At 70.7% G+C, this 25038-nt stretch carries 25 protein-coding genes; 10 read left to right on the top strand and 15 right to left on the bottom strand.

Annotation, left to right across the window (positions count from 1 at the left end; genetic code table 11):
• Positions 1-8: 8 nt before the first annotated feature.
• Positions 9-1052 carry an adenosine deaminase gene (locus AQI94_RS39100; RefSeq protein WP_031053490.1) on the top strand — a complete coding sequence of 348 codons (1044 nt, stop codon included), beginning with the start codon at positions 9-11 and terminating at the stop codon, positions 1050-1052.
• 55 nt (positions 1053-1107) lie between these two features.
• On the top strand, positions 1108-1803 hold the full coding sequence (locus AQI94_RS39105; protein ID WP_031053489.1) for a glycerophosphodiester phosphodiesterase: 696 nt from the start codon (positions 1108-1110) through the stop codon (positions 1801-1803).
• A gap of 66 nt (positions 1804-1869) precedes the next feature.
• Here the strand turns inward: AQI94_RS39105 and AQI94_RS39110 are convergent, their stop codons facing one another.
• Positions 1870-3570 carry an RNA polymerase sigma factor gene (locus AQI94_RS39110; protein WP_062230255.1) on the bottom strand — a complete coding sequence of 567 codons (1701 nt, stop codon included), beginning with the start codon at positions 3568-3570 and terminating at the stop codon, positions 1870-1872.
• A 200-nt stretch (positions 3571-3770) separates the two neighbouring features.
• Between AQI94_RS39110 and AQI94_RS39115 the strand changes: the two genes are divergently transcribed.
• Positions 3771-4910, top strand: a complete 1140-nt coding sequence (locus tag AQI94_RS39115; protein ID WP_031049418.1) for a serine hydrolase domain-containing protein — start codon at positions 3771-3773, stop codon at positions 4908-4910.
• On the opposite strand, the gene AQI94_RS39120 is transcribed toward AQI94_RS39115, so the two are convergent.
• The 4 genes from AQI94_RS39120 to AQI94_RS39135 all read right to left on the bottom strand — a co-directional run bounded on the left by AQI94_RS39120 (position 4903) and on the right by AQI94_RS39135 (position 9086).
• Entirely contained in the window at positions 4903-5418 is a 516-nt protein-coding gene (locus AQI94_RS39120; protein WP_031049419.1) for a hypothetical protein, read from the bottom strand. The genes AQI94_RS39115 and AQI94_RS39120 overlap by 8 nt on opposite strands.
• A gap of 60 nt (positions 5419-5478) precedes the next feature.
• Positions 5479-5904 carry an SRPBCC family protein gene (locus AQI94_RS39125; RefSeq protein WP_031049421.1) on the bottom strand — a complete coding sequence of 142 codons (426 nt, stop codon included), beginning with the start codon at positions 5902-5904 and terminating at the stop codon, positions 5479-5481.
• A 313-nt stretch (positions 5905-6217) separates the two neighbouring features.
• Positions 6218-7411 carry a polyamine ABC transporter substrate-binding protein gene (locus tag AQI94_RS39130; protein ID WP_031049423.1) on the bottom strand — a complete coding sequence of 398 codons (1194 nt, stop codon included), beginning with the start codon at positions 7409-7411 and terminating at the stop codon, positions 6218-6220.
• Between the two features lie 235 nt (positions 7412-7646).
• Positions 7647-9086: a gamma-aminobutyraldehyde dehydrogenase gene (locus tag AQI94_RS39135; protein WP_031049425.1), complete on the bottom strand. Its 1440-nt coding sequence runs from the start codon at positions 9084-9086 to the stop codon at positions 7647-7649.
• A gap of 170 nt (positions 9087-9256) precedes the next feature.
• Here AQI94_RS39135 and AQI94_RS39140 point away from each other — a divergent pair, with 170 nt between their 5' ends.
• The 7 genes from AQI94_RS39140 to AQI94_RS39170 all read left to right on the top strand — a co-directional run bounded on the left by AQI94_RS39140 (position 9257) and on the right by AQI94_RS39170 (position 16000).
• Positions 9257-9811, top strand: coding sequence for an Lrp/AsnC family transcriptional regulator (locus AQI94_RS39140; protein ID WP_031049427.1), 555 nt, complete (start codon positions 9257-9259; stop codon positions 9809-9811).
• A 19-nt stretch (positions 9812-9830) separates the two neighbouring features.
• The gene (locus tag AQI94_RS39145) at positions 9831-11195 is read left to right on the top strand and encodes an aspartate aminotransferase family protein (protein ID WP_031049430.1); all 1365 of its coding nucleotides are present in this window, start codon (positions 9831-9833) and stop codon (positions 11193-11195) included.
• 190 nt (positions 11196-11385) lie between these two features.
• Positions 11386-12126, top strand: a complete 741-nt coding sequence (locus AQI94_RS39150) for an ABC transporter ATP-binding protein (RefSeq protein WP_031049432.1) — start codon at positions 11386-11388, stop codon at positions 12124-12126.
• Positions 12108-13496 (top strand): hypothetical protein, encoded by a 1389-nt coding sequence (locus AQI94_RS39155; protein ID WP_062230258.1) that lies wholly within the window; start codon positions 12108-12110, stop codon positions 13494-13496. The genes AQI94_RS39150 and AQI94_RS39155 overlap by 19 nt, the downstream gene beginning before the upstream one ends.
• Before the next feature lie 86 nt (positions 13497-13582).
• Entirely contained in the window at positions 13583-14002 is a 420-nt protein-coding gene (locus tag AQI94_RS39160) for a VOC family protein (RefSeq protein WP_031046996.1), read from the top strand.
• Between the two features lie 36 nt (positions 14003-14038).
• The gene (locus tag AQI94_RS39165; protein WP_031046994.1) at positions 14039-15160 is read left to right on the top strand and encodes an LOG family protein; all 1122 of its coding nucleotides are present in this window, start codon (positions 14039-14041) and stop codon (positions 15158-15160) included.
• Between the two features lie 141 nt (positions 15161-15301).
• The gene (locus tag AQI94_RS39170; RefSeq protein ID WP_051832277.1) at positions 15302-16000 is read left to right on the top strand and encodes an LAETG motif-containing sortase-dependent surface protein; all 699 of its coding nucleotides are present in this window, start codon (positions 15302-15304) and stop codon (positions 15998-16000) included.
• Between the two features lie 89 nt (positions 16001-16089).
• Here AQI94_RS39170 and AQI94_RS39175 read toward each other — a convergent pair whose 3' ends face one another.
• The 10 genes from AQI94_RS39175 to frr all read right to left on the bottom strand — a co-directional run bounded on the left by AQI94_RS39175 (position 16090) and on the right by frr (position 25025).
• Positions 16090-17115, bottom strand: a complete 1026-nt coding sequence (locus AQI94_RS39175; RefSeq protein ID WP_031046990.1) for an ABC transporter ATP-binding protein — start codon at positions 17113-17115, stop codon at positions 16090-16092.
• Positions 17116-18786: an ABC transporter permease gene (locus tag AQI94_RS39180; RefSeq protein WP_078902760.1), complete on the bottom strand. Its 1671-nt coding sequence runs from the start codon at positions 18784-18786 to the stop codon at positions 17116-17118.
• Positions 18762-19874, bottom strand: coding sequence for a thiamine ABC transporter substrate-binding protein (locus AQI94_RS39185; protein WP_031046984.1), 1113 nt, complete (start codon positions 19872-19874; stop codon positions 18762-18764). Before AQI94_RS39185 ends, AQI94_RS39180 begins: the two co-directional genes overlap by 25 nt.
• Positions 19875-20001: 127 nt before the next feature.
• A complete protein-coding gene (rlmN, locus tag AQI94_RS39190; RefSeq protein ID WP_031046981.1) occupies positions 20002-21108 on the bottom strand; it encodes a 23S rRNA (adenine(2503)-C(2))-methyltransferase RlmN in 1107 nt (368 codons plus the stop codon).
• A gap of 37 nt (positions 21109-21145) precedes the next feature.
• Complete coding sequence (locus tag AQI94_RS39195) at positions 21146-21394, bottom strand: hypothetical protein (protein WP_031046978.1); 249 nt, start codon at positions 21392-21394, stop codon at positions 21146-21148.
• Between the two features lie 19 nt (positions 21395-21413).
• A complete protein-coding gene (locus AQI94_RS39200) occupies positions 21414-21662 on the bottom strand; it encodes a hypothetical protein (protein ID WP_031046977.1) in 249 nt (82 codons plus the stop codon).
• Positions 21659-22783, bottom strand: coding sequence for a WXG100 family type VII secretion target (locus AQI94_RS39205; RefSeq protein WP_031046974.1), 1125 nt, complete (start codon positions 22781-22783; stop codon positions 21659-21661). Before AQI94_RS39205 ends, AQI94_RS39200 begins: the two co-directional genes overlap by 4 nt.
• On the bottom strand, positions 22780-23109 hold the full coding sequence (locus AQI94_RS39210; protein WP_225890402.1) for a WXG100 family type VII secretion target: 330 nt from the start codon (positions 23107-23109) through the stop codon (positions 22780-22782). Before AQI94_RS39210 ends, AQI94_RS39205 begins: the two co-directional genes overlap by 4 nt.
• 204 nt (positions 23110-23313) lie before the next feature.
• Positions 23314-24468, bottom strand: a complete 1155-nt coding sequence (locus tag AQI94_RS39215; protein WP_031046967.1) for a phosphatidate cytidylyltransferase — start codon at positions 24466-24468, stop codon at positions 23314-23316.
• The gene (frr, locus tag AQI94_RS39220; RefSeq protein ID WP_020120962.1) at positions 24468-25025 is read right to left on the bottom strand and encodes a ribosome recycling factor; all 558 of its coding nucleotides are present in this window, start codon (positions 25023-25025) and stop codon (positions 24468-24470) included. The genes AQI94_RS39215 and frr overlap by 1 nt, the downstream gene beginning before the upstream one ends.
• Positions 25026-25038 lie beyond the last annotated feature (13 nt).

Consider the following 25038-nt stretch of genomic DNA (forward strand, 5'->3'; position numbering starts at 1 on the left):
AAGGCCCCATGACGACGACGCCCGACCACCTGCACGCCTTCATCGCCGACCTGCCCAAGGCCGAACTCCACGTCCACCACGTCGGCTCGGCCTCCCCCCGCATCGTCTCCGAACTGGCCGCCCGCCACCCCGACTCCAAGGTCCCCACGGACCCCGAGGCGCTCGTCGACTACTTCACCTTCACCGACTTCGCCCACTTCATCGACGTCTACCTCAGCGTCGTGGACCTGATCCGCACCCCCGAGGACGTACGGCTGCTCACCTACGAGGTCGCGAGGGACCTCGCGCGCCAGCAGGTCCGCTACGCCGAACTCACCATCACCCCGTTCTCCTCCACCCGCCGCGGCATCGACGAGCGCGCGTTCATGGAGGCCGTGGAGGACGCCCGCAAGGCCGCGGAGTCGGAGTTCGGCACGGTACTGCGCTGGTGCTTCGACATCCCCGGCGAGGCCGGCCTGGAGGCCGCCGAGGAGACGACCCGCCTCGCCACCGACGACCGCGTCCGCCCGGAGGGCCTGGTCAGTTTCGGCCTCGGCGGCCCCGAGATCGGCGTCCCCCGCCCCCAGTTCAAGCCGTACTTCGACAGGGCGATCGCCGCCGGCCTGCACTCGGTGCCGCACGCCGGCGAGACGACCGGCCCGGAGACCGTCTGGGACGCCCTCACCCACCTGCGCGCCGAGCGCATCGGTCACGGAACGAGTTCCTTCCGGGACCCGAAGCTCCTCGCGCACCTCGCGGAACACCGCATCCCGCTGGAGGTGTGCCCCACCTCCAACATCGCCACCCGAGCCGTCCGCACCCTCGACGAGCACCCGATCAAGGAGTTCGTGGAGGCGGGGATCGTCGTCACGGTCAACTCCGACGACCCCCCGATGTTCGGCACGGACCTCAACAGCGAGTACGCGGTGGCGGCACGGCTGCTGAACCTCGACGAGCAGGGTCTTGCCGAGCTCGCGAAGAACGCGGTCGACGCGTCGTTCCTCGACGAGCCCGGCAGGACAAGGATCAAGAACGAGATCGACACCTACACCAGCACCTGGCTCGCCCCCTGACCCCGCACCCCGCACCGCGTCACGCCTCGCGCGCTGCCCCCACCACAATGGGCGCATGCAGAAGCTGACGGCCGTGGCACACCGCGGCGACCCCTACCGCGTCCGTGAGAACACGCTCGACTCCCTGCGTTCCGCGCTCGACCGGGGCGCGGACGCGGTGGAGGTCGACGTACGGCTCACCAGGGACGGCGTGCCGGTGCTGCTCCACGACCACACGCTGAAGCGGCTGTGGGCGCACGACCGGCCGCTGCTGTCCCTGTCGGCGGACGAGGTGCGGGGGCTGACGGACGGCGGGATCCCGACGCTCGCCCAGGCCCTCGAAGCCACCGACGGCCACCGCCTGATGCTGGATCTGCCCGGCACGAGGGAGGTACGCGTGGCCCGCCGCGTGGTCGACGTGGTGCGCGAGTGCGGTGCCCGGGACCGGGTCTACTACTGCGCCGACGCCACCGCCATGCTCGCCGTCCGCGAGGCGGACCCGTCCGCGGAGATCGCGCTCACCTGGACGAGTCTGGCACCCCCGCGCCCCGCGCTGCTGAACGCGGTGAAGCCCCGCTGGCTCAACTACCGTTTCGGCCTGATGGACCGGGACCTCGCGGACCGTATCCACGCCGACGGCTACCTGATCTCCGTGTGGACCCCCGACACCCGCCGCTCGATGCGCCGCCTGGCCGCCGCGGGCGTCGACTCGATCACCACGAACCGGGTGGACATGCTCTGCGCGCTGAGGACGCACACGGACGGGAGTTAGCCCGCCCCCAGGCCGGGGGGCTGGCCCGAGGTGAGCGGAGCGGAATCGGCCCCTGGCCGCGCAGAGCTACACCCGGGAGCGCTGAGCCACCGTCGCCGCGTCGGCGGGAGTCGACCGGGTGGCGTACTGCGGCACGGGGGTGTCGTCCCTGCCGGTGTCGCGGACCAGGCCGTAGCGCGTGGCGCCCTGGTCGGGGCCGGTGGTGATGTCCTTCTCCGCCGCGTCCCAGCTGGACGGGAAGACGCTGAGGCCGTAGTCGGCGCCGCTTTCGTTGACGGTGAGGGTGACGCTGCCGTCCACGTAGAAGTACTCGTTCTGCCACATCTGCTGGGTGCCGGCGGGCGGGACGGCGTAGCCGACGGTGGAGTTGCCCATACCGGTGGCGGTGGGGTCCGTGGCGCTGACGGGGTCGTCCATGCGGCGGCCGCCGCCCGAGGCGACATGGAAGAGCTCGCCCTTGAGGCCGGTCCAGGCGGGCATGACCAGGCTGCCGGCCCGGTACTGCGGGGAGATCTGCCAGCGGACGAGGACATAGCCCCGGCCGGTGAGCGTGACGCTGTCCCCCCGGTGGTTCATGACGGCGTGCGCGCCGCCGGTGCTGGTGATCCCGGTCTCGGGCCGGTGCGGCAGGGCGGCGGGCGGGGTGTCGGGGTCCGGCGCCCGGTCGACGGCGTCGACGACGCTGCCGTAGAGAAGGGTCTTCGTGGGCGTCGCCGACGGGGAAGGGGACTGCGACGGGGAAACCGACGGAGTGTGCACCACGGGCGGCGGCCGGTACGTGCTCGCCGACGTCGGCGAGACCGCCACGCGCGGCGGCGGGGCGTCCGGGGTGCTCGTGACGACGTACGCGCCGCCCGCGACGATCGTCGCCCCCGCGGTGACCGCGACGACGGGCTGGGTGAGCGCGCCCAGCACCTTGGCGGACCAGCCGACGGACGCGGCCGTGGCGGTGGCGGCCGCGGCCGTCTTGCCGCCGAGGGCCAGCGAGAGGGTGAACCCGACCGGGACCGGCACCAGCGCGATCCCGACGAGCAGCCGCTCCGCCGGTACGACGGACTCGTGGGTGCCCGCGCAGTAGCCGCAGCCGCGGATGTGCCGGGCGAGGCGCTTGCGCCAGACCGAGTCGGGGCGGCCGTCCCAGCGGGCGGTCACTTCGCGCAGGCCGGGGCACGCGCCGTCGAGGGCGCGGACGATGCCCCGGGAGGTCTCCAGGCGCTCCTTCATCCGCTGGACGCGCACGGCGGCGTGCTGCCGGCTGATGCCGACGGCGGCGGCCAGGTCCCGCCGGGAGAGTTCGCCCGCGACCTCCAGCCACCACAGCGACAGCAGTTGCCGGTCCTCGTCGTCGAGCCAGCGCACGGCCTCCGCGACCTCGCGCCGCTGTCCCTCCAACTGCAGTCGCAGGACGGTCAGTTCGGCGAAGTCGGCGGCTCCGCGGGCGGCCGACTCGTCCAGCGGGGCGGCGGTCCTGCGGCGGGCCCGGTCGCGTATCTGACGCATGGCGATGGCGACCAGCCAGGACCGGAAACTGTCCGGGTCGCGGAGGCTGCCGAGGTTGTCGACGGCCCGCAGCATGGTCTCCTGGACGACGTCGTCGACGTCGGCGTGACCGTTCAGGGCGCGGCCCACGATGTTGTACACCAGCGGCAGCCAGCCCTCGACGAGCTCGTCCAGTGCCCGCCGGTCGCCGTCCTGCGCCGCCGCGATGGTGTCGCGCCACTGCCGCGTGTCCACGTCATCCTTTCCGGCCGGTGCCCCTTCGCGCATGGTCGTGCGTGGAGACGGAGTGAAGGGATCCTCGATAACAGTTTTTTCGCCCCTTACGGGACCTCCCCCACAACTCCCTTGAAGACAGCCGGAGTTGCTCAGGGTTCTGCCAGGGTCCGCCCCCTCCCCGCCGACGATCCCGCCACCTCGGCAGCCCCGCAGGATGATCACACACATCCCACATCCCCAGGAGCCGACTCATGCGTGACATTCGTCGCAGAAGCATCCTCGGCGGCGCCCTCGCCGTGCCCCTGACCGCCGGTCTGCCCACCGGTCTCGCGTCCGCGACCGCGCACAGTAAGTCCGCGCCGGACGCCGAGGCGCTGCGCACGGCGATCGCCGGGCTCCCCGACGCGAACGCCACCGCGGCCCTGGTCAGGGTCGGCGGCACCGACGGCCGCTGGCACGGCAGCTCGGGCGTGCACGATCTGGAGAGCGGACGGCCCGCCGATCCGGACGCGCGGTTCCGGGCCGGTTCGACGACGAAGGTGGTCACGGCGGCGACCGTGCTGCGGCTGGCGCACGAGGGGCGGATCGACCTGGACACCCCGGTCCAGCACTATCTGCCCGGCCTCCTCGGCGGGCGGTTCCGGCCGGTCGCCGTGCGGCAGCTGCTCGATCACACCAGCGGGATCCCGGCGGGCGACGGTCTCGGCACCACCTTCGAGGAGGTCTACGCCCACCGCTTCGACACGCTCACCCCCCAGCGGGTCGCCGCCTCCGCGGGCGCGAAGGAACCGGAGTTCCGCCCGGGTGCACGGCAGCACTACCTCAACATCAACTACACCTTCCTCGGCCTGCTGGTCGAGAGAGTGACCGGACGCCCTTACGCCTGCGAGGCCGCCCGGCTGGTGCTGATGCCGGCCGGGATGCGGGACACGTACTTCCCGGGCACCGACCCCCGCATCCTCGGTCCGCACAACCGGGGTTACCAGGCGGTGCGCGGGGCCGACGGAACGACCGAGTTCCTGGACGTCACGGAGTGGAACCAGGCGGACCGGTTCGCGGCCGGGGACATGATCTCCACGACCGCGGATCTGGAGCGGCTGCTCACCGGCCTCTTCCGGGGCCGGATCGTCCCGCGGCCGCAGCTGAGGCAGGTGTTCTCGGTCCCGTCGGGCATCACCGGCGCGAGTTACAGCGCGGGCGGCCTCCAGCGCTTCGAGTCCGGCGGGAAGGTCTACTGGGTCAAGTCCGGCGGCCGGTACGGCTACAACTCGGCGATCGCCGCCACCCGCGACCTGAGCCGCACACTCGTGTACTCGGTCAACTCCACCGACGCCAAGAGCGAGGACGCGAACCCGGTCATCGTCCGGCTCATCACGGCCGCGCTCAAGTAGCGGGCAGCGCGCGGAGGTTCGGCGGCGTGAGCGCCTCAAGCCGCTTGATCTTCCTCCGTACGACGTGCAGCGGGAGCACGCCGAAGGCCCCGAACGCCATGTCGATCACGGTCCACCACAAGGGGATGCCCCGGATCGGGCCGCAGATCAGGGCCAGCGGGACGATGCCCGCACAGGCGATCATCCCGAACTCGACGACCCAGATGTTGCGGACCGGATCGCGGTAGGGGCCGTAGAAGGCGACCGCTATGACCAGGTGGGCGAAGGCCAGCCAGTCCGTGCCGTAGAGGAGGAAGGGGTAGTCGGAGTCGGCGGTGTCGAGCCCGCGCCGCACGCGCGTGATCCAGTCCGTCAGGGCGTCCGGCGCGGGAAGGTGCCGCAGCGCCTCCTCGGTCCAGCGCAGTTCGTGGACCAGCGGGAAGGCCGTGACGCCGCTGAGCACCAGGCAGACGACGAACAGGACCAACCATGCGCGGATACCCCTGAGATGGGCGGCTCGTTCGCTCATGGCGGCAGCGTACGCCTGTAATTGAACATGTTCAAAACATTCCGGGCGCGGGCTCCTCGGTCAGGAGGCCGCCGCCGTCTCGGCCAGCTTCTGGAACTCGCCGAGGTCGTAGTTGGCGAGCGCCGAGTCCAGGTTGGTCAGGGCGCCGAGGTGCTCGACGAACCCCTTCGGGTCGTACTCGATCTGCAGCGTCACCCGGCTCGTGGAGTCCCCGAGCCGGTGGAAGGTGACCACGCCCGCGTGATGGACCCCCTCCACCGTGTGCCAGGCGATGCGTTCCTCCGGCACGACCTCGGTGAGCTCGGCGACGAAGTTCTTGTAGGCGCCGGGCAGTTGGAGCTGCCAGGCGAAACGGCGCTCGCCCAGCGGCTCCACCAGGCGTACATGGCTCAGAAAGGCCGGCCACCGGGTCACATCGCTCCACAGCGACCAGGCGACGGCGACGGGAGCCTCGATATCGACGGTTTCCACAAGGGACGCGGACATGCGGTGTCTCTCCTCAAGTTGGCCGGGGGCCGGCCCGACGGGTGCGGTGCGAAGCGGATACCCCCGCCGGGGCGGCACACACGGTTCGGCCGACGGCCGGGACACCGCGTCGCACGGGTCCCGGTCCTGGCCCGTCCCGTCCCGCGCAACGTTCCGTACCCGGCGAGCGCGAGGAGGACGACCGTCCCGCGTCCCCGCGGCTCCCGCCCCGCATCACGACGGAGACCGCGCAGGCCGGAACGAGACGCCTGTGCGTCACGGCCACAACAACCAGCCGTGATTTCCCTTCCAGCAACCACCTCGCCGCCCGCGGTCACAACCCCACGATCACGTTCCACCGCTTCGCGTACTCCACCCGCTCCGTCGACGTGATGTCCCGGGCGATCGCCAGTCGCCCGCGCATCCGCGCGTCCGGGAAGATCAGGGGGTTCTCGGCGAGGGCCGCGGTGTCCGGGTCCTTCGACGCGGCCAGGACGTCCCGGGCGGCGGGGACGGGGCAGACGTAGTTGACCCAGGCGGCGAGTTCGGCGGCCACCTCGGGGGCGTAGTAGTGGTCGACGAGCCGCTCCGCGTTGGTCTTGTGCGGGGCGCGGTCGGGGATCATCAGGGAGTCCGACCAGAGCTCCGCGCCCTCCTCGGGGACGACGAAGCGGATGTCCGGGTTGTCGGCCTGGAGCTGGATCACGTCCCCGGAATAGGCCTGACAGGCCAGGACATCGCCGGTCACGAGGTCCTTGGTGTAGTCGTTGCCGGTGAAACGGCGGATCCGGCCGTCCCTGACGTTCCTCTCGACCTGGTCGCAGACCTCGTCGAAGTCGCGGGCCGTCCACCGGGTGATGTCGACGCCGTTGCCCTGCATCAGCAGCGCGAAGGCCTCGTCGAGTCCGGAGAGCAGGGTGACCCGGCCCTTGAGGTCGCTCGCCCAGAGGTCCTTCACCTGCCGGATCTCACGGCCGAGCTTCCTGCGGTTGTACGCGATCCCGGTGATCCCCGACTGCCACGGCACGGTGTACGCGCGGCCCGGGTCGAAGGCCGGTGAACACAGCAGCGGGTCCAGGTGCTCGGTGACGTTCGGCTGGTTCGCGCGGTCCATCTCCTGGACCCAGCCGAGCCGTACGAACCGCGCGCACATCCAGTCGCTCATGACGACGAGGTCGCGGCCGGTCTGCTGGTGGTTCATCAGGGCGGGGCTGATCCTGCCGAAGAACTCGTCGTTGTCGTTGATCTCCTCGACGTAGTCGACGGCTATACCGGTCCGCTTCCGGAAGGCGTCGAGCGTGGGCCGCCGGGTCGAGTCGTCGTCGTCCGTGTCGATGTAGAGCGGCCAGTTCGCCCAGGTCAGCCGCTTGTCGGTGGCGGAGCGATCGGCGACGGCCCGGTCACCGGCGGCCACGTAGGCGGCGGGCACCCCGCACCCGGCGAGACCGCCCAGCACCGCCCCGCCGCCGAGCGCGCGCAACAGGGTCCTGCGGGAGAGCGGGGACGACGTCCTCGGTGTGAGTGGCATGGCCGCAGCATGTCGCCCCGCGCCACACCCCCACAATCGACGCAGCGTCAAGCGGACCGGAACGCGACAGACACCCTGTCGACCGGATCAGGACGCCGGAATCCCACCGCGACGCCTCGACCCCCGCGCCCCAACTCCCCCAGGGGCGCGGGGATCTGCGCGACCAGCCCCCGCGCACCCACGGCCGCAGAACCCGCGGCCGAAGAACCCGCGCTCCCGAACGCGAGGAGAAGAGCTACGCGTCCAGCGACGTCATCACGTGCTTGATCCGCGTGTAGTCCTCGAAGCCGTAACCCGAGAGGTCCTTGCCGTACCCCGACTTCTTGAACCCGCCGTGCGGCATCTCGGCGACCAGCGGGATGTGCGTGTTGATCCACACACAGCCGAAGTCCAGCTTCTTGGACATCCGCATCGCGCGGCCGTGGTCCTTGGTCCACACCGAGGACGCGAGGGCGTACTCGACGCCGTTGGCCCAGGACACGGCCTGCTCCTCGTCGGAGAAGGACTGCACGGTGATGACCGGTCCGAACACCTCGTTCTGGATGATCTCGTCGTCCTGCTTGAGCCCGGACACGACGGTCGGGGCGTAGAAGTACCCCTTCTCACCGACCTGGTGACCGCCCGCCTCGACCTTGGCGTGCGCGGGCAGCCGCTCGATGAACCCGGAGACCTGCTTGAGCTGGTTCGGGTTGTTCAGGGGGCCGAAGAGCACGTCCTCGTCGTCCGGCTGCCCGGTCTTGGTGTCGGCGGCGGCCTTGGCCAGCGCCGCGACGAACTCGTCGTGGATCGAGGACTGCACCAGCACGCGGGTGGCCGCCGTACAGTCCTGCCCGGCGTTGAAGAAGCCCGCCACGGAGATGTCCTCGACGGCCTTCGGGATGTCGGTGTCCTCGAAGACGACGACCGGGGCCTTGCCGCCCAGCTCCAGGTGCACCCGCTTCAGGTCCCTGGACGCGGACTCGGCGACCGACATGCCGGCCCGCACCGAGCCGGTGATGGACGCCATCGCCGGCGTCGGGTGCTCGACCATCAGCCGGCCGGTGTCGCGGTCGCCGGTGACGACGTTGAAGACGCCCTTCGGCAGGATCCCGCCGATGATCTCGGCGATCAGCACGGTCGACGCCGGTGTCGTGTCCGAGGGCTTCAGCACCACCGTGTTGCCCGCCGCGATCGCCGGGGCGAACTTCCACACGGCCATCATCATCGGGTAGTTCCACGGCGCGACCTGCGCGCAGACCCCGACCGGCTCGCGCCGCACGATGGAGGTCAGGCCCTCCATGTACTCGCCGGCCGAGCGCCCCTCCAGCATCCGGGCCGCACCCGCGAAGAAGCGGATCTGGTCGACCATCGGGGGGATCTCCTCGGACCGCGTGAGCCCGATCGGCTTGCCGGTGTTCTCCACCTCGGCCGCGATGAGCTCCTCGGCCCGCTCCTCGAACGCGTCCGCGATCTTCAGCAGCGCCTTCTGCCGCTCGGCGGGCGTGGTGTCGCGCCAGCCGGGGAAGGCGGCGGCAGCGGCGGCCATCGCCGCGTCCACGTCGGCCTGTCCGGACAGCGGGGCGGTCGCGTAGGCCTCACCGGTCGCGGGGTTGACCACCTCGGTGGTCCGTCCGTCGGCGGCGTCCCGGAACTCACCGTCGATGTAGTTGCGCAGACGACGCAGCTCGGTGCTCACTGCCGGCCTCCTGGAGGGTTTGGAACTGTCCACTGACTGAGACACCCACCCTAATCGCCAGGCCCACGTTTTCAACACCCCCGATCCCGCCAATGCTGCGAAATCCGCAGGCCTCCGTCACGTAAACAACGAATTTCATCGCCTCAACCTTGCGAAACCGACGAGACGTCGTGCACAGTGAGGTCGTGTCCAGTCGAAGCGCAGACCCCAGGGACTCCCGCGAGTCCCGGAGCGGGTCCCGGAGCGAGTCCAGGGGCGAGTCCAGGAACGGCAGCAGCCCGAACCTGGACGCCGTCTCCCTCGCCATCATCGAGCAGCTCCAGGAGGACGGCCGCCGTCCGTACGCGGCGATCGGCAAGGCCGTCGGCCTGTCCGAGGCGGCCGTGCGCCAGCGCGTCCAGAAGCTGCTCGACCAGGGCGTGATGCAGATCGTCGCCGTCACGGACCCGCTCACCGTGGGATTCCGGCGCCAGGCGATGGTCGGCATCCACGTCGAGGGCGATGTCGAGTCCGTGGCCGACGCGCTGACCGGCATGTCCGAATGCGAGTACGTGGTGATGACCGCCGGCTCCTTCGACCTGATGGTGGAGATCGTCTGCGAGGACGACGACCACCTCCTGGAGGTCATCAACCGCCGCATCCGAGCCATCCCCGGAGTGCGCTCGACCGAGAGCTTCGTCTACCTGAAGCTCAAGAAGCAGACCTACATGTGGGGAACCCGATAACCGTGAGGACCCGATAACCGTGAGCTCCAAGGACCTCAGCCAGACCGCGTACGACCACCTGTGGATGCACTTCACCCGCATGTCCTCGTACGAGAACTCCCCGGTCCCGACCATCGTCCGGGGCGAGGGCACCTACATCTACGACGACAAGGGCAAGCGCTACCTCGACGGTCTCGCGGGCCTGTTCGTGGTCCAGGCCGGCCACGGCCGCGTCGAGCTCGCCGAGGCCGCCTTCAAGCAGGCCCAGGAGCTCGCGTTCTTCCCGGTGTGGTCCTACGCCCACCCGAAGGCCGTCGAACTCGCGGAGCGCCTCGCGCAGCACGCGCCCGGCGACCTGAACAAGGTCTTCTTCACCACCGGCGGCGGCGAGGCGGTCGAGACCGCCTGGAAGCTCGCCAAGCAGTACTTCAAGCTCACCGGCAAGCCGACCAAGTACAAGGTCATCTCCCGCGCGGTCGCCTACCACGGCACCCCGCAGGGCGCCCTGTCCATCACCGGCCTGCCGGCCCTGAAGGCCCCGTTCGAGCCGCTGGTCCCGGGCGCCCACAAGGTCCCGAACACCAACATCTACCGCGCCCCGATCCACGGCGACGACCCCGAGGCGTACGGCCGCTGGGCCGCCGACCAGATCGAGCAGCAGATCCTGTTCGAGGGCCCGGACACCGTCGCCGCGGTCTTCCTGGAGCCGGTGCAGAACGCGGGCGGCTGCTTCCCGCCCCCGCCCGGCTACTTCCGGCGGGTGCGCGAGATCTGCGACCAGTACGACGTACTGCTGGTCTCCGACGAGGTCATCTGCGCGTTCGGCCGCCTCGGCACCATGTTCGCCTGCGACAAGTTCGACTACGTCCCGGACATGATCACCTGCGCCAAGGGCATGACCTCGGGCTACTCCCCGATCGGCGCCTGCATCATCTCCGACCGCCTGGCCGAGCCGTTCTACAAGGGCGACAACACCTTCCTGCACGGCTACACCTTCGGCGGCCACCCCGTGTCGGCCGCGGTGGGCCTCGCCAACCTCGACCTGTTCGAGCGCGAGAACCTCACCCAGCACGTCCTCGACAACGAGGGCGCCTTCCGCGCCACCCTGGAGAAGCTGCACGACCTGCCGATCGTCGGCGACGTCCGCGGCAACGGCTTCTTCTACGGCATCGAGCTGGTCAAGGACAAGGCGACCAAGGAGTCCTTCAACGACGAGGAGACCGAGCGCGTCCTGTACGGCTTCCTCTCCAAGGCGCTGTACGACAACGGCCTGTACTGCCGTGCCGACGACCGCGGCGACCCGGTCGTCCAGCTCGCCCCGCCGCTGATCTCCGACCAGGGGACCTTCGACGAGATCGAGCAGATCCTGCGCGCGACCCTCACCGAGGCCTGGACCAAGCTCTAGCCCCCGGCGATTCAGCGGATTGTACGGCCCGGAGTGCGCCCGTCCGAGTGACAGGGGCGCACCCCGGGCCGTGTGCTGTACGGCGTCCCGCCCCCGCTTCCTTAGCGTGCCTGGTAACCGATCGGCCCTGCTTTCGTTCCCCCGCTCGGGGGATTGCAAGGCACTACGGACCAGAACGAGGTGTACGCCCATGGAGGCCCCGCCGGACAACGATGTGCTCTGGGCACGCTCCCTGCACTTCACCCACCGCGACGGCTCACCGGCGCTCCAGGGTGTCTCCCTCGGAGTGCGCGAGGGCGAGATCCTCGCCGTCAGCGGGCCGCGCGGCAGCGGCAAGACCGCACTGCTCAGATGTCTGTCGGGACTCACCCCGGCCCAGCGCGGCGAGGTCTGGTTCAACAGCGTGCCCGTGCACACCATGGGCCCGATGACCCGGGAGCGCCTGCGCCGTGACCGCTTCGGCTGGATCGACCCGGCCCCGGTGCTCGTCCCGGAGCTCAACGCCTGGGAGAACGCCGCCCTCCCGCTCATGCTGCGCGGCACCGGTCGCCGGCGCGCCAAGGGGGCCGCGCTGGAGTGGCTGGAGCGCCTCGACATCGGCGACCGGACCCGCTGCCGCCCCCACGAGCTCACCCAGTCCGAACGCCAGCGCGTCTGCGTCGCCCGCGCCCTGGCCCCGGCCCCCTCGGTCCTGTTCGCGGACGAACCGACGGCTCCCCTGCACCGGGCGGACCGCGCGCACGTCCTGCGCACGCTCACCACGGCCGCCCGCTCCCACGGCATCACCGTGGTCCTGGCGACGCACGACCCGGACACCGCAGCCCTGGCGGACCGCACGCTCACCCTCCTGGACGGACGCCGGGTGAACACCGTGCACCTGCCCCCGATGGCCGACTCGGAAGGCCGTACCGCGTGCTCGCTCTCCGTCTGACCCGGGGCGCCCGGCCCGCCGTGCAGGTGCGCCGCCTCCTGGTGGCCCTGGCCTCGGCGGGCACGGGCTTCCTCCTCCTGTGCACCCTCGGCCACGCGATCAGCCACCCCGAGGACGCGTCGGGGGCCGTCCTGCGCCTGGCGTGGTGCCTGACCCCGCTGGCGGCGACGGTCCACTTCGCCCTGGCGGTCGCCCGCACCGACCCGGGCACCCGCCCCCGCCCCGGTCTCGCGGCGATCGGCCTCGGCCCGGCCCGCCTGATGGCCGTCACGGCCGCGACGACGGCCCTGTCCTGCACCCTCGGCTCGATGCTGGCGCTGCTCTTCTTCCTCCATCTGCGCGGCGATCTGACGGGCATGCCCTTCGACGGAGCGGCGGCGGACTTCCTGGCGGCGGACGCCCCCCTCCCGTTGCCGGCGGCCCTGACCCTGCTGGGCCTGGTCCCGGTGATCGCCTCGGTGACGGTGGGACTCGTCCTGCGGCCACGGGACGACAGGCCGGCGGCGGCGAAGCGGGAGGCGCGCTCGTACGGCCGCTTCGGGGCGTACGGCAGGACCGGGGCCAGGGAGCCCTTCGGGGCGTACGGCCGCTTCCGCGCGCGCCGCACGGCGGGTGAGCCCGCCGCGGACGGTACCGCCGAGGCGGCTCCCGAGCCGGAGCGGGCCCCTGCCCCGCCGGCTCGGGCGGCCGAGGACATCCCCGCGGCGTCCCCTGCCGAGGACCGCCGGACCGAGGATCTCGACCCGGCGGTCCTTCCCGCCCCCCGAGAAGCGCCCAAGGGTCTCCCCTGGGGCGTCGCGGTCCTCGCCGCGGGTCTGGCGGTGGAGGCCTACGCCAACCGTCAGGGCACCGTTCCCGCCGCCCCCCTGCCCGGCGGCCTCGCGGGCACCCCCTCCGTCCTCGTCGGCTGGCTCCTCACCGCCGTGGGCCTCGCGGTCGCCGGCCCCGGCCTCACCCACCTCTGCGGCCGGCTCCTCCAGTCCACCCGGCCCGGCGCCCTGCGCCTTCTCGCCGGAAGAGTCCTCATGGCGGAAGCCGCCCGTATCGGACGCCCGTTGGGCATCGTCTGCGCGGTGGCCTCCGGCGCCTGGGCCATGGCGACCCTGTACGACCGCACCGGACCCGAGGTGGGCCCCCTCACCGGCCTGGGCCTGGCCCTCGTCACGAGCTGCACGATCGCCACCCTTCTCACGGCGGCCGTGGAGGCGAAGCACGCGAGGTCGGACACCACGGCCGCGCTCGTCCGCCTCGGCGCCCCCGCGGCGATGCTCCGCAGCGCGGCAGCCCTGCGGGCCGGCGCCCTGCTGGCCCTCTTCGGCCCGCTGACCCTGGTCGTGGCCGAGTTGGCGGCCCTCCCCCTGACCGGCTGAAGAAAAAGCCCGCCGCCACCGATGAGTTCCGCCGTCCCCGCCTGTCTACCCCCACGTACCGCACGCACCCGATGGGAGAGACTCCGATGACCGCACCGGCCTACCAGCAGATGATCTTCGTCAACCTGCCCGTGAACGACCTCGACGCCTCGAAGAAGTTCTACACGGAGCTCGGTTACACGCTCAACGAACAGTTCAGCGACGACAAGGCGGCCTCCGTCGTGATCAGCGAGACCATCGTCGCGATGCTGCTCACGAAGCCGTTCTACGCGACCTTCACCAAGAAGGAGATCGCGGACGCGACCAAGACCAGCCAGGTGCTGCTCTGTCTGAGCGCCGAGAGCCGCGCCAAGGTGGACGAGCTGGTCGAGAAGGCGGTCGCCGCGGGCGGCACGGCCAACGACGACGTCCAGGACCAGGGCTTCATGTACGGCCGTTCCTTCAACGACCTGGACGGCCACGGCTGGGAGGTCGTGTGGATGGACCCGGCGGCGATCCAGGGCTGATCCCCGGGCCGGAAACCGGCGTGCGAGCATGGGCGGGTGCAGACGAGCCCCGCCCACGCGGCACACCACGACGACCGTGAGATCGAGACGCTGGAGGAGTTCGACGCGGTGGTCTCGGCCCGCGGCGCCCTCACCGGATTCCGTGTCCAGGCAGTCGATCTGACCGACCGGACAAGGGAGTTGCTCGCCGCCGACACCGCGGGCGCCGTCTTCCTCGGCTGTCCCATGCGGGAGAACGCGGCGGCGAAGATCCGCTCCGACGGCGCCCTGGTCTTCCCGCCCGTCCCGGGCCTCCCCTTCGACCCGTACCGCGGTCTCCTCTACTCCCCCGACGAGCTGTTCGACGGGCTGGAGAAGGGCTACGAACAGACCCCGGACGCCCTCGCCTACGCCTGGTTCCAGCGCACCAAGGCCGACCGCGACATATACGCCTCCACACTGCGCGCCGTCCACGACGACGCCGTCTCCGACGCCCTGGACGAACTGCTGCCCGGCACAAGGGTCGTGGGGGTCATGGGCGGTCACGCGATGGCCCGCGGCACCGAGGAGTACGCCGGTGCCGCCCGCCTCGGCCGTGAACTGGCCCGCGCGGGGCTCACCGTGGCCACCGGCGGCGGACCGGGCGCGATGGAGGCGGCCAACCTCGGTGCCTACGCGGCCCCCTTCGAGGACTCCATGCTCGACGAGGCCTGCGAACTCCTCGCCGGGGCACCGTCGTTCACGCCGTCGATCACGGACTGGGCGCGCGCCGCCTTCGAGGTCCGCGCCCGCTGGCCCCGCGGCGGCGGTTCGGTCGGCATCCCCACCTGGTTCTACGGCCACGAGCCGCCCAACGCCTTCGCGTCGCACATCGCCAAGTACTTCGCCAACGCCACCCGCGAGGACGGCCTGCTCGCCCGCTCGAACGCGGGGTTGGTCTTCCTGCCGGGCGCCGCCGGCACCGTGCAGGAGATCTTCGACAACGCGACGCCCAACTACTACGAGTCGCGCGGCGAACCCACGCCGATGGTCCTCGTGGACCGCGTCCACTGGACCGAGAAGCTGCCCACCTGGCCGCTGCTCCAGGCGCTCGCGCGGGAGCGGTCGATGGAGGCCCGAATCGCCCTGGTTGACCGGATCGAGGAGGCTCCGGCGGCGCTGAAACGTCTCACTGTGTAATAAGCAGGTAAAGCCAACGGTTGTAAGGCGCCTACACGTTGACACTTCTTATGCAGCGCTTATAGACCTGTGAGACTCCTGGGGACGGTGATGACACATCACCGTCCCTTCAACCCCCCGCATTTGCGCACCCCGTGAAGGATGAACGTGGCATTCACGCCCATATCCCGCCGCACCTCCCGCGCCGCGCGCTTCCTCGGCGTCGCCGCCGCCTCGACCGCGATCGTGCTCGGCACCTCCGGCAACGCCCTTGCCTGCAACATCAAGGAGTTCTCGGCCGAAGCCAAGTGCGACGGCGACAAGGGCGTCATCACCGTCACTGACGTGGACAAGTCCGGTGTCGAGGCCACCGTCTCGGTGTACCTGCAGAACAACGGCGCCGACGCCAAGAAGGTCGGCGAGCAGACGGTGAAGGGCTCCAAGGCCGGCACCACCGTCACCTTCCAGGAGGACTGGGCGCCCAACGCCGAGTACCGCATCCACGTGGAAGCCCTGCCCTACATCAAGGGCGAGGACATCAAGCCCAACCTGATCACCCCGGCGACCGCCTGCAAGACCGAGGACACGCCGACCCCGACGCCCACGCCCACCCCGTCGGACTCCGCCAGCACCCCGGCCGAGGAGTCCCCGACCCCGACCCCGTCGGCCTCCGAGGGCACCACCGCTCCGGCGACCGTCGAGAGCAACGCCCCCTCGCCCGCGGCCGGTGACTCCAACCTCGCCGAGACCGGTGCGAACTCCAACACCGGCATGATCGCCGGCATCGCCATCGCCCTGGTCGCCCTCGGCGGCGGCGCGGTGTTCTTCGGCCTGCGCCGTCGTGGCGCCGGCAGCCGCTGACGCCGTACCTGAACGACCGCTGTGGCCCGTCCCCGGTGCGGGGGCGGGCCACAGCCACGACATCACCCGGTGCGGGGGCGTCCGGCCGGTCAGCCCAGCACGACCGTCTCGGCCGCGTCGAACTCCACCCCGACCGCGTCCCCTACCTCCGGCGCCTCGCGCAGCGCGCACGCGGCCTCCAGCCGCGGCCCGTCACCTTCCGTCGGGTGCAGCTGTACGGCGACATGCGTGCCCTTGAAGGTGCGCGCGGCGACCGTGCAGCGCAGCCCCTCGTCGGCCGCCACGAGCCGTACTCCCGCGGGCCGCACCAGCACGCTCCGGGCCCCCTGGGCGGCTCCCGGAGGCACCGGCACCTTGCCCCACGCGGTGTCCGCCGCCTCGCCCGTCACCGTCCCCCGGACCACGTTCTCGAAGCCGAGGAAGCGGGCCACGAACTCGTCCGCCGGGCGCTGCCACACCTCAAGAGGCGTGCCGGACTGGGCGATCCGTCCGTCGCGCATCACCACGACCCGGTCGGCGAGCGCGAAGGCCTCGCCCTGGTCGTGGGTGACCGCGAGCACGGTGGTGCCCAACCGCCCGAACAGTTCCCGCAGTTCGACGACCAGCCGCTCCCGCAGTGACCGGTCAAGCTGCCCGAGCGGCTCGTCGAGCATCAGCAGCCGGGGCCGGGGGGCGAGCGCCCGGGCCAGCGCGACCCGCTGCTGCTCACCTCCCGAGAGCGCGGCCACGGCCCGGCGGCCGGCACCCGGAAGGCCGACGAGGTCGAGCAACTCCCGTACGCGCTCGTCCTGCCGGCCCTTGCCGACCCCGTGCATCCGCAGCCCGAAGGCCACGTTGGCGCCCACGTCCCGCTGCGGGAACAGCTGGTGGTCCTGGAACATCAGCCCGACCCCGCGCTTGTGCGCGGGCACCGCACCCTGGTCCCGGCCGTCGAGCAACACCCTCCCGGAGTCGAGGGGTTGGAGCCCGGCCACCGCTCGCAGCAGTGTCGACTTCCCACTGCCGCTGGGCCCGAGCACGCACACGATCTCGTGCTCGGCGACATCGAGCCCCACGCCGTCGAGCACGGCTCGCCCACCGAACCGTACGGTCGCGTCCTGAAGGCTCAGCAGCATCTAGAACTCCCCCGTCCGGTCGGTCCGCAGCCGTTCGAGGACCAGCAGCGCCACCGCGCACACCACCATCAGGATCGTCGAAAGGGCCATCGCCTGGCCGTAGTTGAGGTCTCCGGCGCGCCCGAGCAGCCGGGCCACGGCGACCGGCAGGGTCGGGTTGTCGGGCCGTGCGATGAACACGGTCGCCCCGAACTCGCCCAGCGACACGGCGAAGGCGAAGCCCGCCGCGATCAGCAACGCCCGCCGCACCATGGGCAGATCGACCTCCCGCCACGCCCGCCACGGAGAGGCGCCGAGGACGGCCGCGGCCTCCCGCAGCCGGTGGTCCACGGCCCGCAGCACGGGCAGCATGGTCCGGACGACGAAGGGCACCCCGACCAGCGCCTGCGCGAGCGGCACCAGGATCCACGACTGCCGCAGGTCCAGGGGCGGCTCGTCGAGGGAGATCAGGAACCCGAAGCCCACGGTCACCGCGGACACCCCGAGCGGCAGCATCAGCAGCGCGTCGAAGCCCCGGACGAAGCGTCCCGCGTCCCGCCGGGTCAGAGCGGTCGCCGCGAGCCCTCCGACGACCACCGCGATGCCGGTCGCGGCGAGGGCGTACTCCAGCGAGTTCCCGACCGCCTCGATCGGCGCCACGAGGAAGACCCCGCCGTCGCCGCGGGTCAGCGCCCGGTAGTAGCCGAAGTCGGGAGCGTCCAGGGAACGCTGCACCAGCACGGCGAGCGGGAGGAACAGCAGCACGGCGACGCTGCCGACGACCCCGGCCAGCAGCCCCCACTCCCCGGCACCGCGCGGCCGCCGGGCGGTCACGGACGCGTCCACGAGCCGCAGCGCGGTCTCCCGCCGGCGTACGGTCCACGCGTGCAGGGCGAGGACCGCGCCCACCGCGGCGAACTGGATCAGCGTCAGCACGGCGGCCGTGGACAGGTCGAAGATCTCGGAGGTCTGCCGGTAGATCTCCACCTCCAGGGTCGAGAAGGTCGGCCCGCCGAGGATCTGCACCACCCCGAAGGAGGTGAAGGTGAAGAGGAAGACCATCAGCGCGGCCGCGGCCACGGCGGGCCCGAGCGCGGGCAGCGTCACCGTCCGCCAGGCCCGGAGCCGGGACGCGCCCAGCATCCGCGCGGCCTCCTCCTGACGCGGATCCAGCTGGGCCCACAGTCCGCCGACGGTCCGTACGACGACCGCGTAGTTGAAGAAGACGTGCGCGAGCAGGATCGCCCACACGGTGGTGTCCAGCCGTACGCCCCACCACTCGTCCAGCAGCCCGCCCCGGCCGACCAGCGCCAGGAAGGCCGTACCGACGACGACGGTCGGCAGCACGAAGGGCACGGTGACCACGGCCCGCAGGACCTGCTTGCCGGGGAAGTCGAAGCGCGCGAAGACATACGCGCCGGGGAGTGCGACCAGGAGCGTGAGCGCGGTGGAGACGAGCGCCTGCCAGGTGGTGAACCACAGGACGTGGCGGATGTCCGGCTGGGTGAGGACGTCGGTGATCCTGCCGAGCTGCCAGGTCCCGTCGGTCTCGAGTCCGCGCTTGACGATCGCGGCGACGGGATAGGCGAAGAAGACCGCGAAGAACGCGACGGGCACGGCCATGAGTCCGAACCGCGCCGCCGCGTGGTGGAGAGGCTTGCGGGGCCTTACTTCAGTACGAGCGAGGTCCACGACTTGACCCAGTCGTCACGGTGGTCGGCGATCTTCGCGGGGTCCATGGTCTCGGGATCCTCGGCCTGCGGACCGTACTCGGTGAACTCGGCGGGCACCTGGGCGCCCTCGACGACCGGGTACACGAACATGTTGAGCGGCATGTCGTCCTGGAACTCCTTGGTGAGGAGGAAGTCCAGGAACGCCTTGCCGCCCTTGGTGTTCTTCGCGTTGCTCAGCAGTCCGGCGTACTCGGTCTGCCGGAAGCAGGTGCCGTCGGCGACCCCGGTGGGCGCGGTCTTCGGCTTCGGATCGGCGTAGATCACCTCGGCGGGCGGCGAGGAGGCGTACGACACGACGAGCGGCCGGTCGGCCTTGGCCTTCTTGCCCCCGGCCGACCCGGAGAACTCCTCGTTGTAGGCCTGCTCCCAGCCGTCGACGACCTTGACCCCGTTGGCCTTGAGCTTCTTCCAGTAGCCCTGCCAGCCTCCCCCACTCTCGGCTCCGCTCGAGCGGGAGGTGCCCCCATCCCCGTACTTCGCGGCGCTCCCGAGGAGGAATCCGAGGCCCGGCGAGGAGGTGGAGGCGTTCTCGGTGACGAGGAGGTCCTTGTAGGCGGGCTTGATCAGATCGTCGTACGACGTCGGCGGGGCCAGCTTGTGTGCGCTGAAGTAGGCCTTGTCGTAGTTGACGCAGATGTCGCCGGTGTCGATGGGCGTGACCCGGTGCTTGTCCTGGTCGACGCGGTACTCGGCCTTGATCCCGTCGGCGCCCTTCGCCTCGTACGACTGGAAGAGCCCGTTGTCGAGCGCGCGGGAGAGCAGGGTGTTGTCGACGCCGAAGAACACGTCGCCCTGCGGGTTGTCCTTGGTGAGAATGGCCTTGTTGACGGCCTGCCCCGCGTCTCCGTCCTCCAGGACCTTGACCTTGTAGCCGGACTTCTTCTCGAAGTCGGCGAGGACGTTCTTGGAGACGGCCCAGGAGTCGTGGCTGACGAGGGTGACGGTCTTGGACCCGGCCCCGCTGCCCTCGTCGGACGAGGATCCGCACGCGGACAGCGTGACCAGGCCGAGGCCGACGACGGCAGCGAAAAGCTTCTTGTTGTTCACGGTGATGACCGAACTTCCTACCCAGAATGACCTGGGCGAGGTTCAGAGGGTCTGCGGCCCGATTGCCGCACTCTCAGCGCTGTGGCGCTCCCCTGTCGGATATGAAGATGTACGTACAGTCGTCAGACTACCGCTCGGTGGCCGCCAGCTGACCACAGGCCCCGTCGATCTCCTGTCCACGGGTGTCCCGGATCGTCACCGGTACTCCATGGGCGGCGATGGCCTCGACGAACGCCTTCTCGTCCTCGGGCCGGGAGGCGGTCCACTTGGACCCGGGGGTCGGGTTCAGCGGGATGAGGTTGACGTGCACGGGCTTGCCCTTGAGCAGCCGTCCGAGCCGGTCCCCCCGCCAGGCCTGGTCGTTGATGTCCCGGATGAGCGCGTACTCGATCGACAGCCGGCGCCCGCTCTTCTCGACGTACTCGAACCCTGCGTCGAGCACCTCGCGCACCTTCCACCGCGTGTTCACGGGGACGAGGGTGTCGCGCAGCTCGTCGTCGGGAGCGTGGAGCGAGATCGCGAGCCGGCACTTGAAGCCCTCGTCGGAGAACCGGTGAATGGCCGGCACGAGCCCGACGGTCGACACGGTGATGCCCCGCTGCGAGAGCCCGAGGCCGTCGGGAGCGGGATCGGTGAGCGCGCGGATGGACTGCGTCACCCGCTTGTAGTTGGCGAGCGGCTCGCCCATGCCCATGAAGACGATGTTGGAGAGCCGCGCGGGCCCGCCCGGCACCTCTCCGTCCCGGAGCGCCCGCATCCCGTCCACGATCTGATGCACGATCTCGGCGGTCGACAGATTCCGGTCAAGACCCGCCTGCCCGGTGGCACAGAAGGGGCAGTTCATCCCACACCCGGCCTGCGAGCTGATGCACATGGTCACCCGGTCCGGGTACCGCATCAGCACCGACTCCACGAGCGTCCCGTCGAACAGCCGCCACAGCGTCTTGCGCGTGGTCCCCTGGTCGGTCGACAGATGCCGTACGACGGTCATCAGCTCGGGAAGCAGCGCCTCCTGCAGCTTCCCTCGCGACCCGGCCGGGATGTCCGTCCACTCCGCCGGGTCGTGCGCGTACCGCGCGAAGTAGTGCTGCGAGAGCTGCTTGGCACGAAACGGCTTCTCCCCGATCCCCGCCACGACCTCCTTGCGCTCGGCGGGCGTGAGGTCGGCGAGATGCCGCGGCGGCTTCTGGGCTCCGCGGGGGGCGACGAAAGTGAGTTCTCCGGGCTTAGGCATAGCCCAACCAGTGTCGCAGATCATTCCGGAGTCGCGTTCAGAAGATCCACACGCCGAAGGCGGCGGCCGCCAGGCCGACGATCACGAAGCAGCCGCCGGTGAGGGTGACCGGCAGGATCTGTCCGCGTCGGCGGGAGGGTTCCAGGCCCCGGTAGGTGCTGATCGCCGCGTACCCGCCGATCAGGGCGGCGGCCGAACCGCACAGCAACAGCAGGTACCCGAAGAAGTCGACCCACGTGAGGGGATGGTGCGGGCTGGGAGTGAACACGGCCGCGAGGAGGATCATCGGCCCTTCCCTCGCTGTCCTAGACCAGCGCGACACCGGCGTACCCGATGGCGAGCCCGACGGCGAGGATGAACGGTCCGATCACGAACGAACCCCATTTCCTCTCACCGGGTCCGCGCAGCAGCGTCACGGTCGCGTAGGCGCCGGTGACCGTGATCGCGCCCCCGAACACGAGCAGGAGGAACCCGAGGAACATGACCCAGGTGTAGGGATGGTGCGGGTTCGGGGTCCACACCGCGGCAAGCGTCACGTCGCTCAGAGCCCTCACTGGTCCTTCTCGTCCTTCGCCAGTTGTTGAAGATCCGCCTCGATGCCGGAGCCGGCGGCGTACACAGTGGTGTTCAGGGTGGTGCCGACCGTGGTCGTGAACGCGCCGTCGGCGAGCTTGCCCCGGTCACTGAGGTGCTCGCCGCCCAGGCTGCCGTGTTGCTCCAGAGCATGGTTGACGCCGTGGTTCTGGGCGTTACCGAAGGCCCCCGTGGCCGCGTTGGTCAGGGCGTCCTGGGCGGTCGCCGCGCCACTCGCGCCGCCGACGGCGTCGGCCGTGTAACCGCCCGCCACGTTGCCGGCCGCACCGTTGAGGGTGGTGCCGAGGAGCCCCTCCCCGCGCAGGATGTCGCCCGCCGTTCCCGTGAGACGCGCTCCGACGGCGCCGGCGACCCCGCCGAACGCGGCTGTGCCGGCCGCGGCCCGGCTGCCGTAGGTGAGGTCGTCCCCGACGGTCACCGGCTGCCCGTGGGCCGCCTGGTTCAACATCATGCTTCCCGAGTCGGCGACGAAGTTGGTGGCGAAGGTCCCCGTGAACCTGGCGGTGAAGCGCCCGAGCCCGGAGAGCAGTTTCACCAGGTTCGCCGCCTTCTCCGCGCTCAGCGCGTCGCAGCGCTCCAACAGCCCGGCCACTCGCTCCGCGGCCGAGGTGAACAGCCCGACCAGGTCCACGATCTTGGCGACCCGCGCCGCCACCGCAGTGTTCGCGACGAGGTCGGAGACGAAACCGGTGAAGAACGACAGCGCGACCCCGGCGATCTCCATCTCGGCGATCTCGACGCAGATGTCGATGATCTCCTTGTTGATCCCGTCGATCTCGTCCGCGTAGGACCGCAGGCCGTCGGCGACACGGTGGAAGTTGGCGGCGACGTCCTGGACGACCTTCTTCTGCTCGCCCCAGTGCCTCTCGAAGGCGTCCCGGGCGGCCCCGTGCCAGCCCTGCCGGTCGACCCCGGCGATCGCCGCGTCCACGGCCCGTACGACATCCGTCAGTTCGGTGCCCGTGGCGTCCCAGGAACGGGCGATGGCCCGGAGGGTGTCGCCGTCGCCGCCGGGGAGTTCCACACCCGCGGCCTGGAGGATCTCCAGGACCTTTCCGTCGATCCAGCTGTTGACGCTCACGGGCGGCCGCCCGAGGCCGCGGAGTGCAGATAGCCGAGGGCCGTCCGGTCCGAGTCCGTGTAGTGGGTGACGTTCAGCCGCAGCCGGTCGCCGTCGCTCCTGAGCACGTCCGGAAGATGTCCGATCGCCTTGACGGTGTTCTCCAGCAGTTGCCGGTACTTCTCCGACGCCCCGTCGCAGATCCCCAGCAGCCCGAACGCCTGCCCGATCTCCGCGGCACTTCCCGAGAACGCCGCGATCGGCCCGGCGAGGCCCGTCGCCTCCCGGTCGAACCGCCCCGCAAGCTCCGTCAGCGTCTCGGGGTCCACCCCGAACTGCTCGCTCATCCCGCTCCCCCGTTCGAAAACCGACGCGACGGTCAGCATCCCGGACGAGATCCCGCGAAAACGGCTCCTTTTACGTGGGCGAAGCAAGGTCTGACCCACAATTTGCGTCGTCCCGGCCTGCGCTATGCCGAACCTGGGGAAATGCAAAAGGGACATGCAAAGGGGCGACAGCCGTCGCTGCCGCCCCTCCACCACGGTCGTACGTCAGCCGCTGCCCACGAACAGCACCAGCAGCAGCCATACCACGGGAGCCGTGGGCAGCAGGGAGTCCAAGCGGTCCATGATGCCGCCGTGGCCCGGCAGCAGCGTGCCCATGTCCTTGATGCCGAGGTCCCGTTTGATCATCGACTCGCCGAGGTCGCCCAGGGTCGCGCTGGCCGCGACCGCGAGGCCCAGGAGCAGGCCCTGCCACCAGGTGCCGTCGTCGATCAGGAACTCCATGCACAGCGCGCCCGCCGCCATCGCGAACGCCACCGCTCCGACCAGGCCCTCGCGGGTCTTGCCGGGGCTGATGCGCGGCGCGAGCTTGTGGGTGCCGAAGCGCCAGCCGACCGCGTACGCGCCGGTGTCGCTGACGACGGTCAGGAGCAGGAAGGTCAGGACGCGGGACGCCCCGTCCTCGGCCGCGAGCATCATCGCGACGAACGTGGCCAGGAACGGGACGTAGAACGCCGCGAAGACGCCCGCCGTGACGTCCTTGAGGTAGCCCTCCGGCGGTTCCGTCATCCGCCAGACGAGGACCGCGAGTGCCGTGAGCGCCATGGCGACCCAGGCGCCCTCCGCGCCCCGGACGTACCCCGAGACGACCATCGCGGCTCCGCCGAGCGCCAGTGGCACGAGCGGCGCCTTGATGCCCTTGCGCTCCTCCAGCCGCTTCGTCAGCTCCCACAGCCCGACGACGACGGCGACCGTTATCACGCCGACGAACGCGGCCTTGACGAAGAACAGCGACGCGATGATCACCGCACCGAGTCCGACCCCGACCCCTATGGCCGCACCCAGGTCCCGCCCCGCGCTCTTCTTCTGCGGCGCGGGCGCCGGCTGCGAGGAGTCGGGCATGGGCTCCGGATTCTGCTTCTGCGGTGCCGCCGGGTAGGGCTGCGCCGGTGCGGTCTCTTCACGGAACGTGTCGTCCCGGAACAAGGGACCGCTCAGCCGAGCGGTCCCCCGGTCGTCATCCTGGTCGTCGCCGTACCGGGGTACAGCGGGTCCGTCGGGCACGATGGGCATGGGGCGAGTGTGCTGCGCGTCATGCGCATCGTACGCGGGACCCGCCGGGGCAGCCCCCTGGACAGGCCCCTGGTCGGACGGCCCCCAGTACCCGGCGTGTGGCGGAGTCGCCCAGGAAGAGTCGTTCATCAGACCTCGAGCAGCTCCGCTTCCTTGTGCTTCAGGAGCTCGTCCACCTGGGCGACGTACTTGTGCGTCGCGTCGTCGAGCTCCTTCTCCGCACGGCGGCCCTCGTCCTCGCCGACCTCGCCGTCCTTGACGAGCTTGTCGATCGAGTCCTTGGCCTTGCGGCGGACGGAGCGGATGGACACCCGGGAGTCCTCGGCCTTGGCCTTGGCGACCTTGATGTAGTCGCGGCGGCGCTCCTCGGTGAGCTCGGGGAACACCACGCGAATGATGTTGCCGTCGTTGCTCGGGTTGACGCCCAGGTCGGAGTCGCGGATCGCCTGTTCGATGTTGCGCAGGGCGGTCTTGTCGAACGGGGTCACCACGGCCATGCGCGGCTCCGGCACGGAGAACGAAGCCAGCTGGTTGATCGGCGTCGGCGCGCCGTAGTAGTCGGCCACGATCTTGTTGAACATCGCCGGGTGCGCACGACCGGTGCGGATCGCGGCGAAGTCCTCCTTGGCGACCACGACGGCCTTCTCCATCTTCTCCTCGGCCTCGAGGAGGGTCTCTTCGATCACCACTTGCTCCTGC

This window comes from Streptomyces pseudovenezuelae, from assembly GCF_001513955.1.
GTDB classification, from domain to species: Bacteria; Actinomycetota; Actinomycetes; order Streptomycetales; family Streptomycetaceae; genus Streptomyces; species Streptomyces pseudovenezuelae.

Excerpts from the sequence above, each read along its gene's own strand:
- AQI94_RS39105 (WP_031053489.1), top strand. The coding sequence starts at position 1,108 with ATGCAGAAGCTGACGGCCGTGGCACACCGCGGCGACCCCTACCGCGTC.
- AQI94_RS39210 (WP_225890402.1), bottom strand. The coding sequence starts at position 23,109 with ATGAGCGAGCAGTTCGGGGTGGACCCCGAGACGCTGACGGAGCTTGCG.
- AQI94_RS39215 (WP_031046967.1), bottom strand. The coding sequence starts at position 24,468 with ATGAACGACTCTTCCTGGGCGACTCCGCCACACGCCGGGTACTGGGGG.
- AQI94_RS39150 (WP_031049432.1), top strand. The coding sequence starts at position 11,386 with ATGGAGGCCCCGCCGGACAACGATGTGCTCTGGGCACGCTCCCTGCAC.
- AQI94_RS39160 (WP_031046996.1), top strand. The coding sequence starts at position 13,583 with ATGACCGCACCGGCCTACCAGCAGATGATCTTCGTCAACCTGCCCGTG.
- rlmN (WP_031046981.1), bottom strand. The coding sequence starts at position 21,108 with ATGCCTAAGCCCGGAGAACTCACTTTCGTCGCCCCCCGCGGAGCCCAG.
- AQI94_RS39125 (WP_031049421.1), bottom strand. The coding sequence starts at position 5,904 with ATGTCCGCGTCCCTTGTGGAAACCGTCGATATCGAGGCTCCCGTCGCC.
- AQI94_RS39175 (WP_031046990.1), bottom strand. The coding sequence starts at position 17,115 with ATGCTGCTGAGCCTTCAGGACGCGACCGTACGGTTCGGTGGGCGAGCC.
- AQI94_RS39100 (WP_031053490.1), top strand. The coding sequence starts at position 9 with ATGACGACGACGCCCGACCACCTGCACGCCTTCATCGCCGACCTGCCC.
- AQI94_RS39110 (WP_062230255.1), bottom strand. The coding sequence starts at position 3,570 with ATGCGCGAAGGGGCACCGGCCGGAAAGGATGACGTGGACACGCGGCAG.
- AQI94_RS39130 (WP_031049423.1), bottom strand. The coding sequence starts at position 7,411 with ATGCCACTCACACCGAGGACGTCGTCCCCGCTCTCCCGCAGGACCCTG.
- AQI94_RS39115 (WP_031049418.1), top strand. The coding sequence starts at position 3,771 with ATGCGTGACATTCGTCGCAGAAGCATCCTCGGCGGCGCCCTCGCCGTG.
- AQI94_RS39170 (WP_051832277.1), top strand. The coding sequence starts at position 15,302 with ATGAACGTGGCATTCACGCCCATATCCCGCCGCACCTCCCGCGCCGCG.
- AQI94_RS39195 (WP_031046978.1), bottom strand. The coding sequence starts at position 21,394 with ATGATCCTCCTCGCGGCCGTGTTCACTCCCAGCCCGCACCATCCCCTC.
- AQI94_RS39120 (WP_031049419.1), bottom strand. The coding sequence starts at position 5,418 with ATGAGCGAACGAGCCGCCCATCTCAGGGGTATCCGCGCATGGTTGGTC.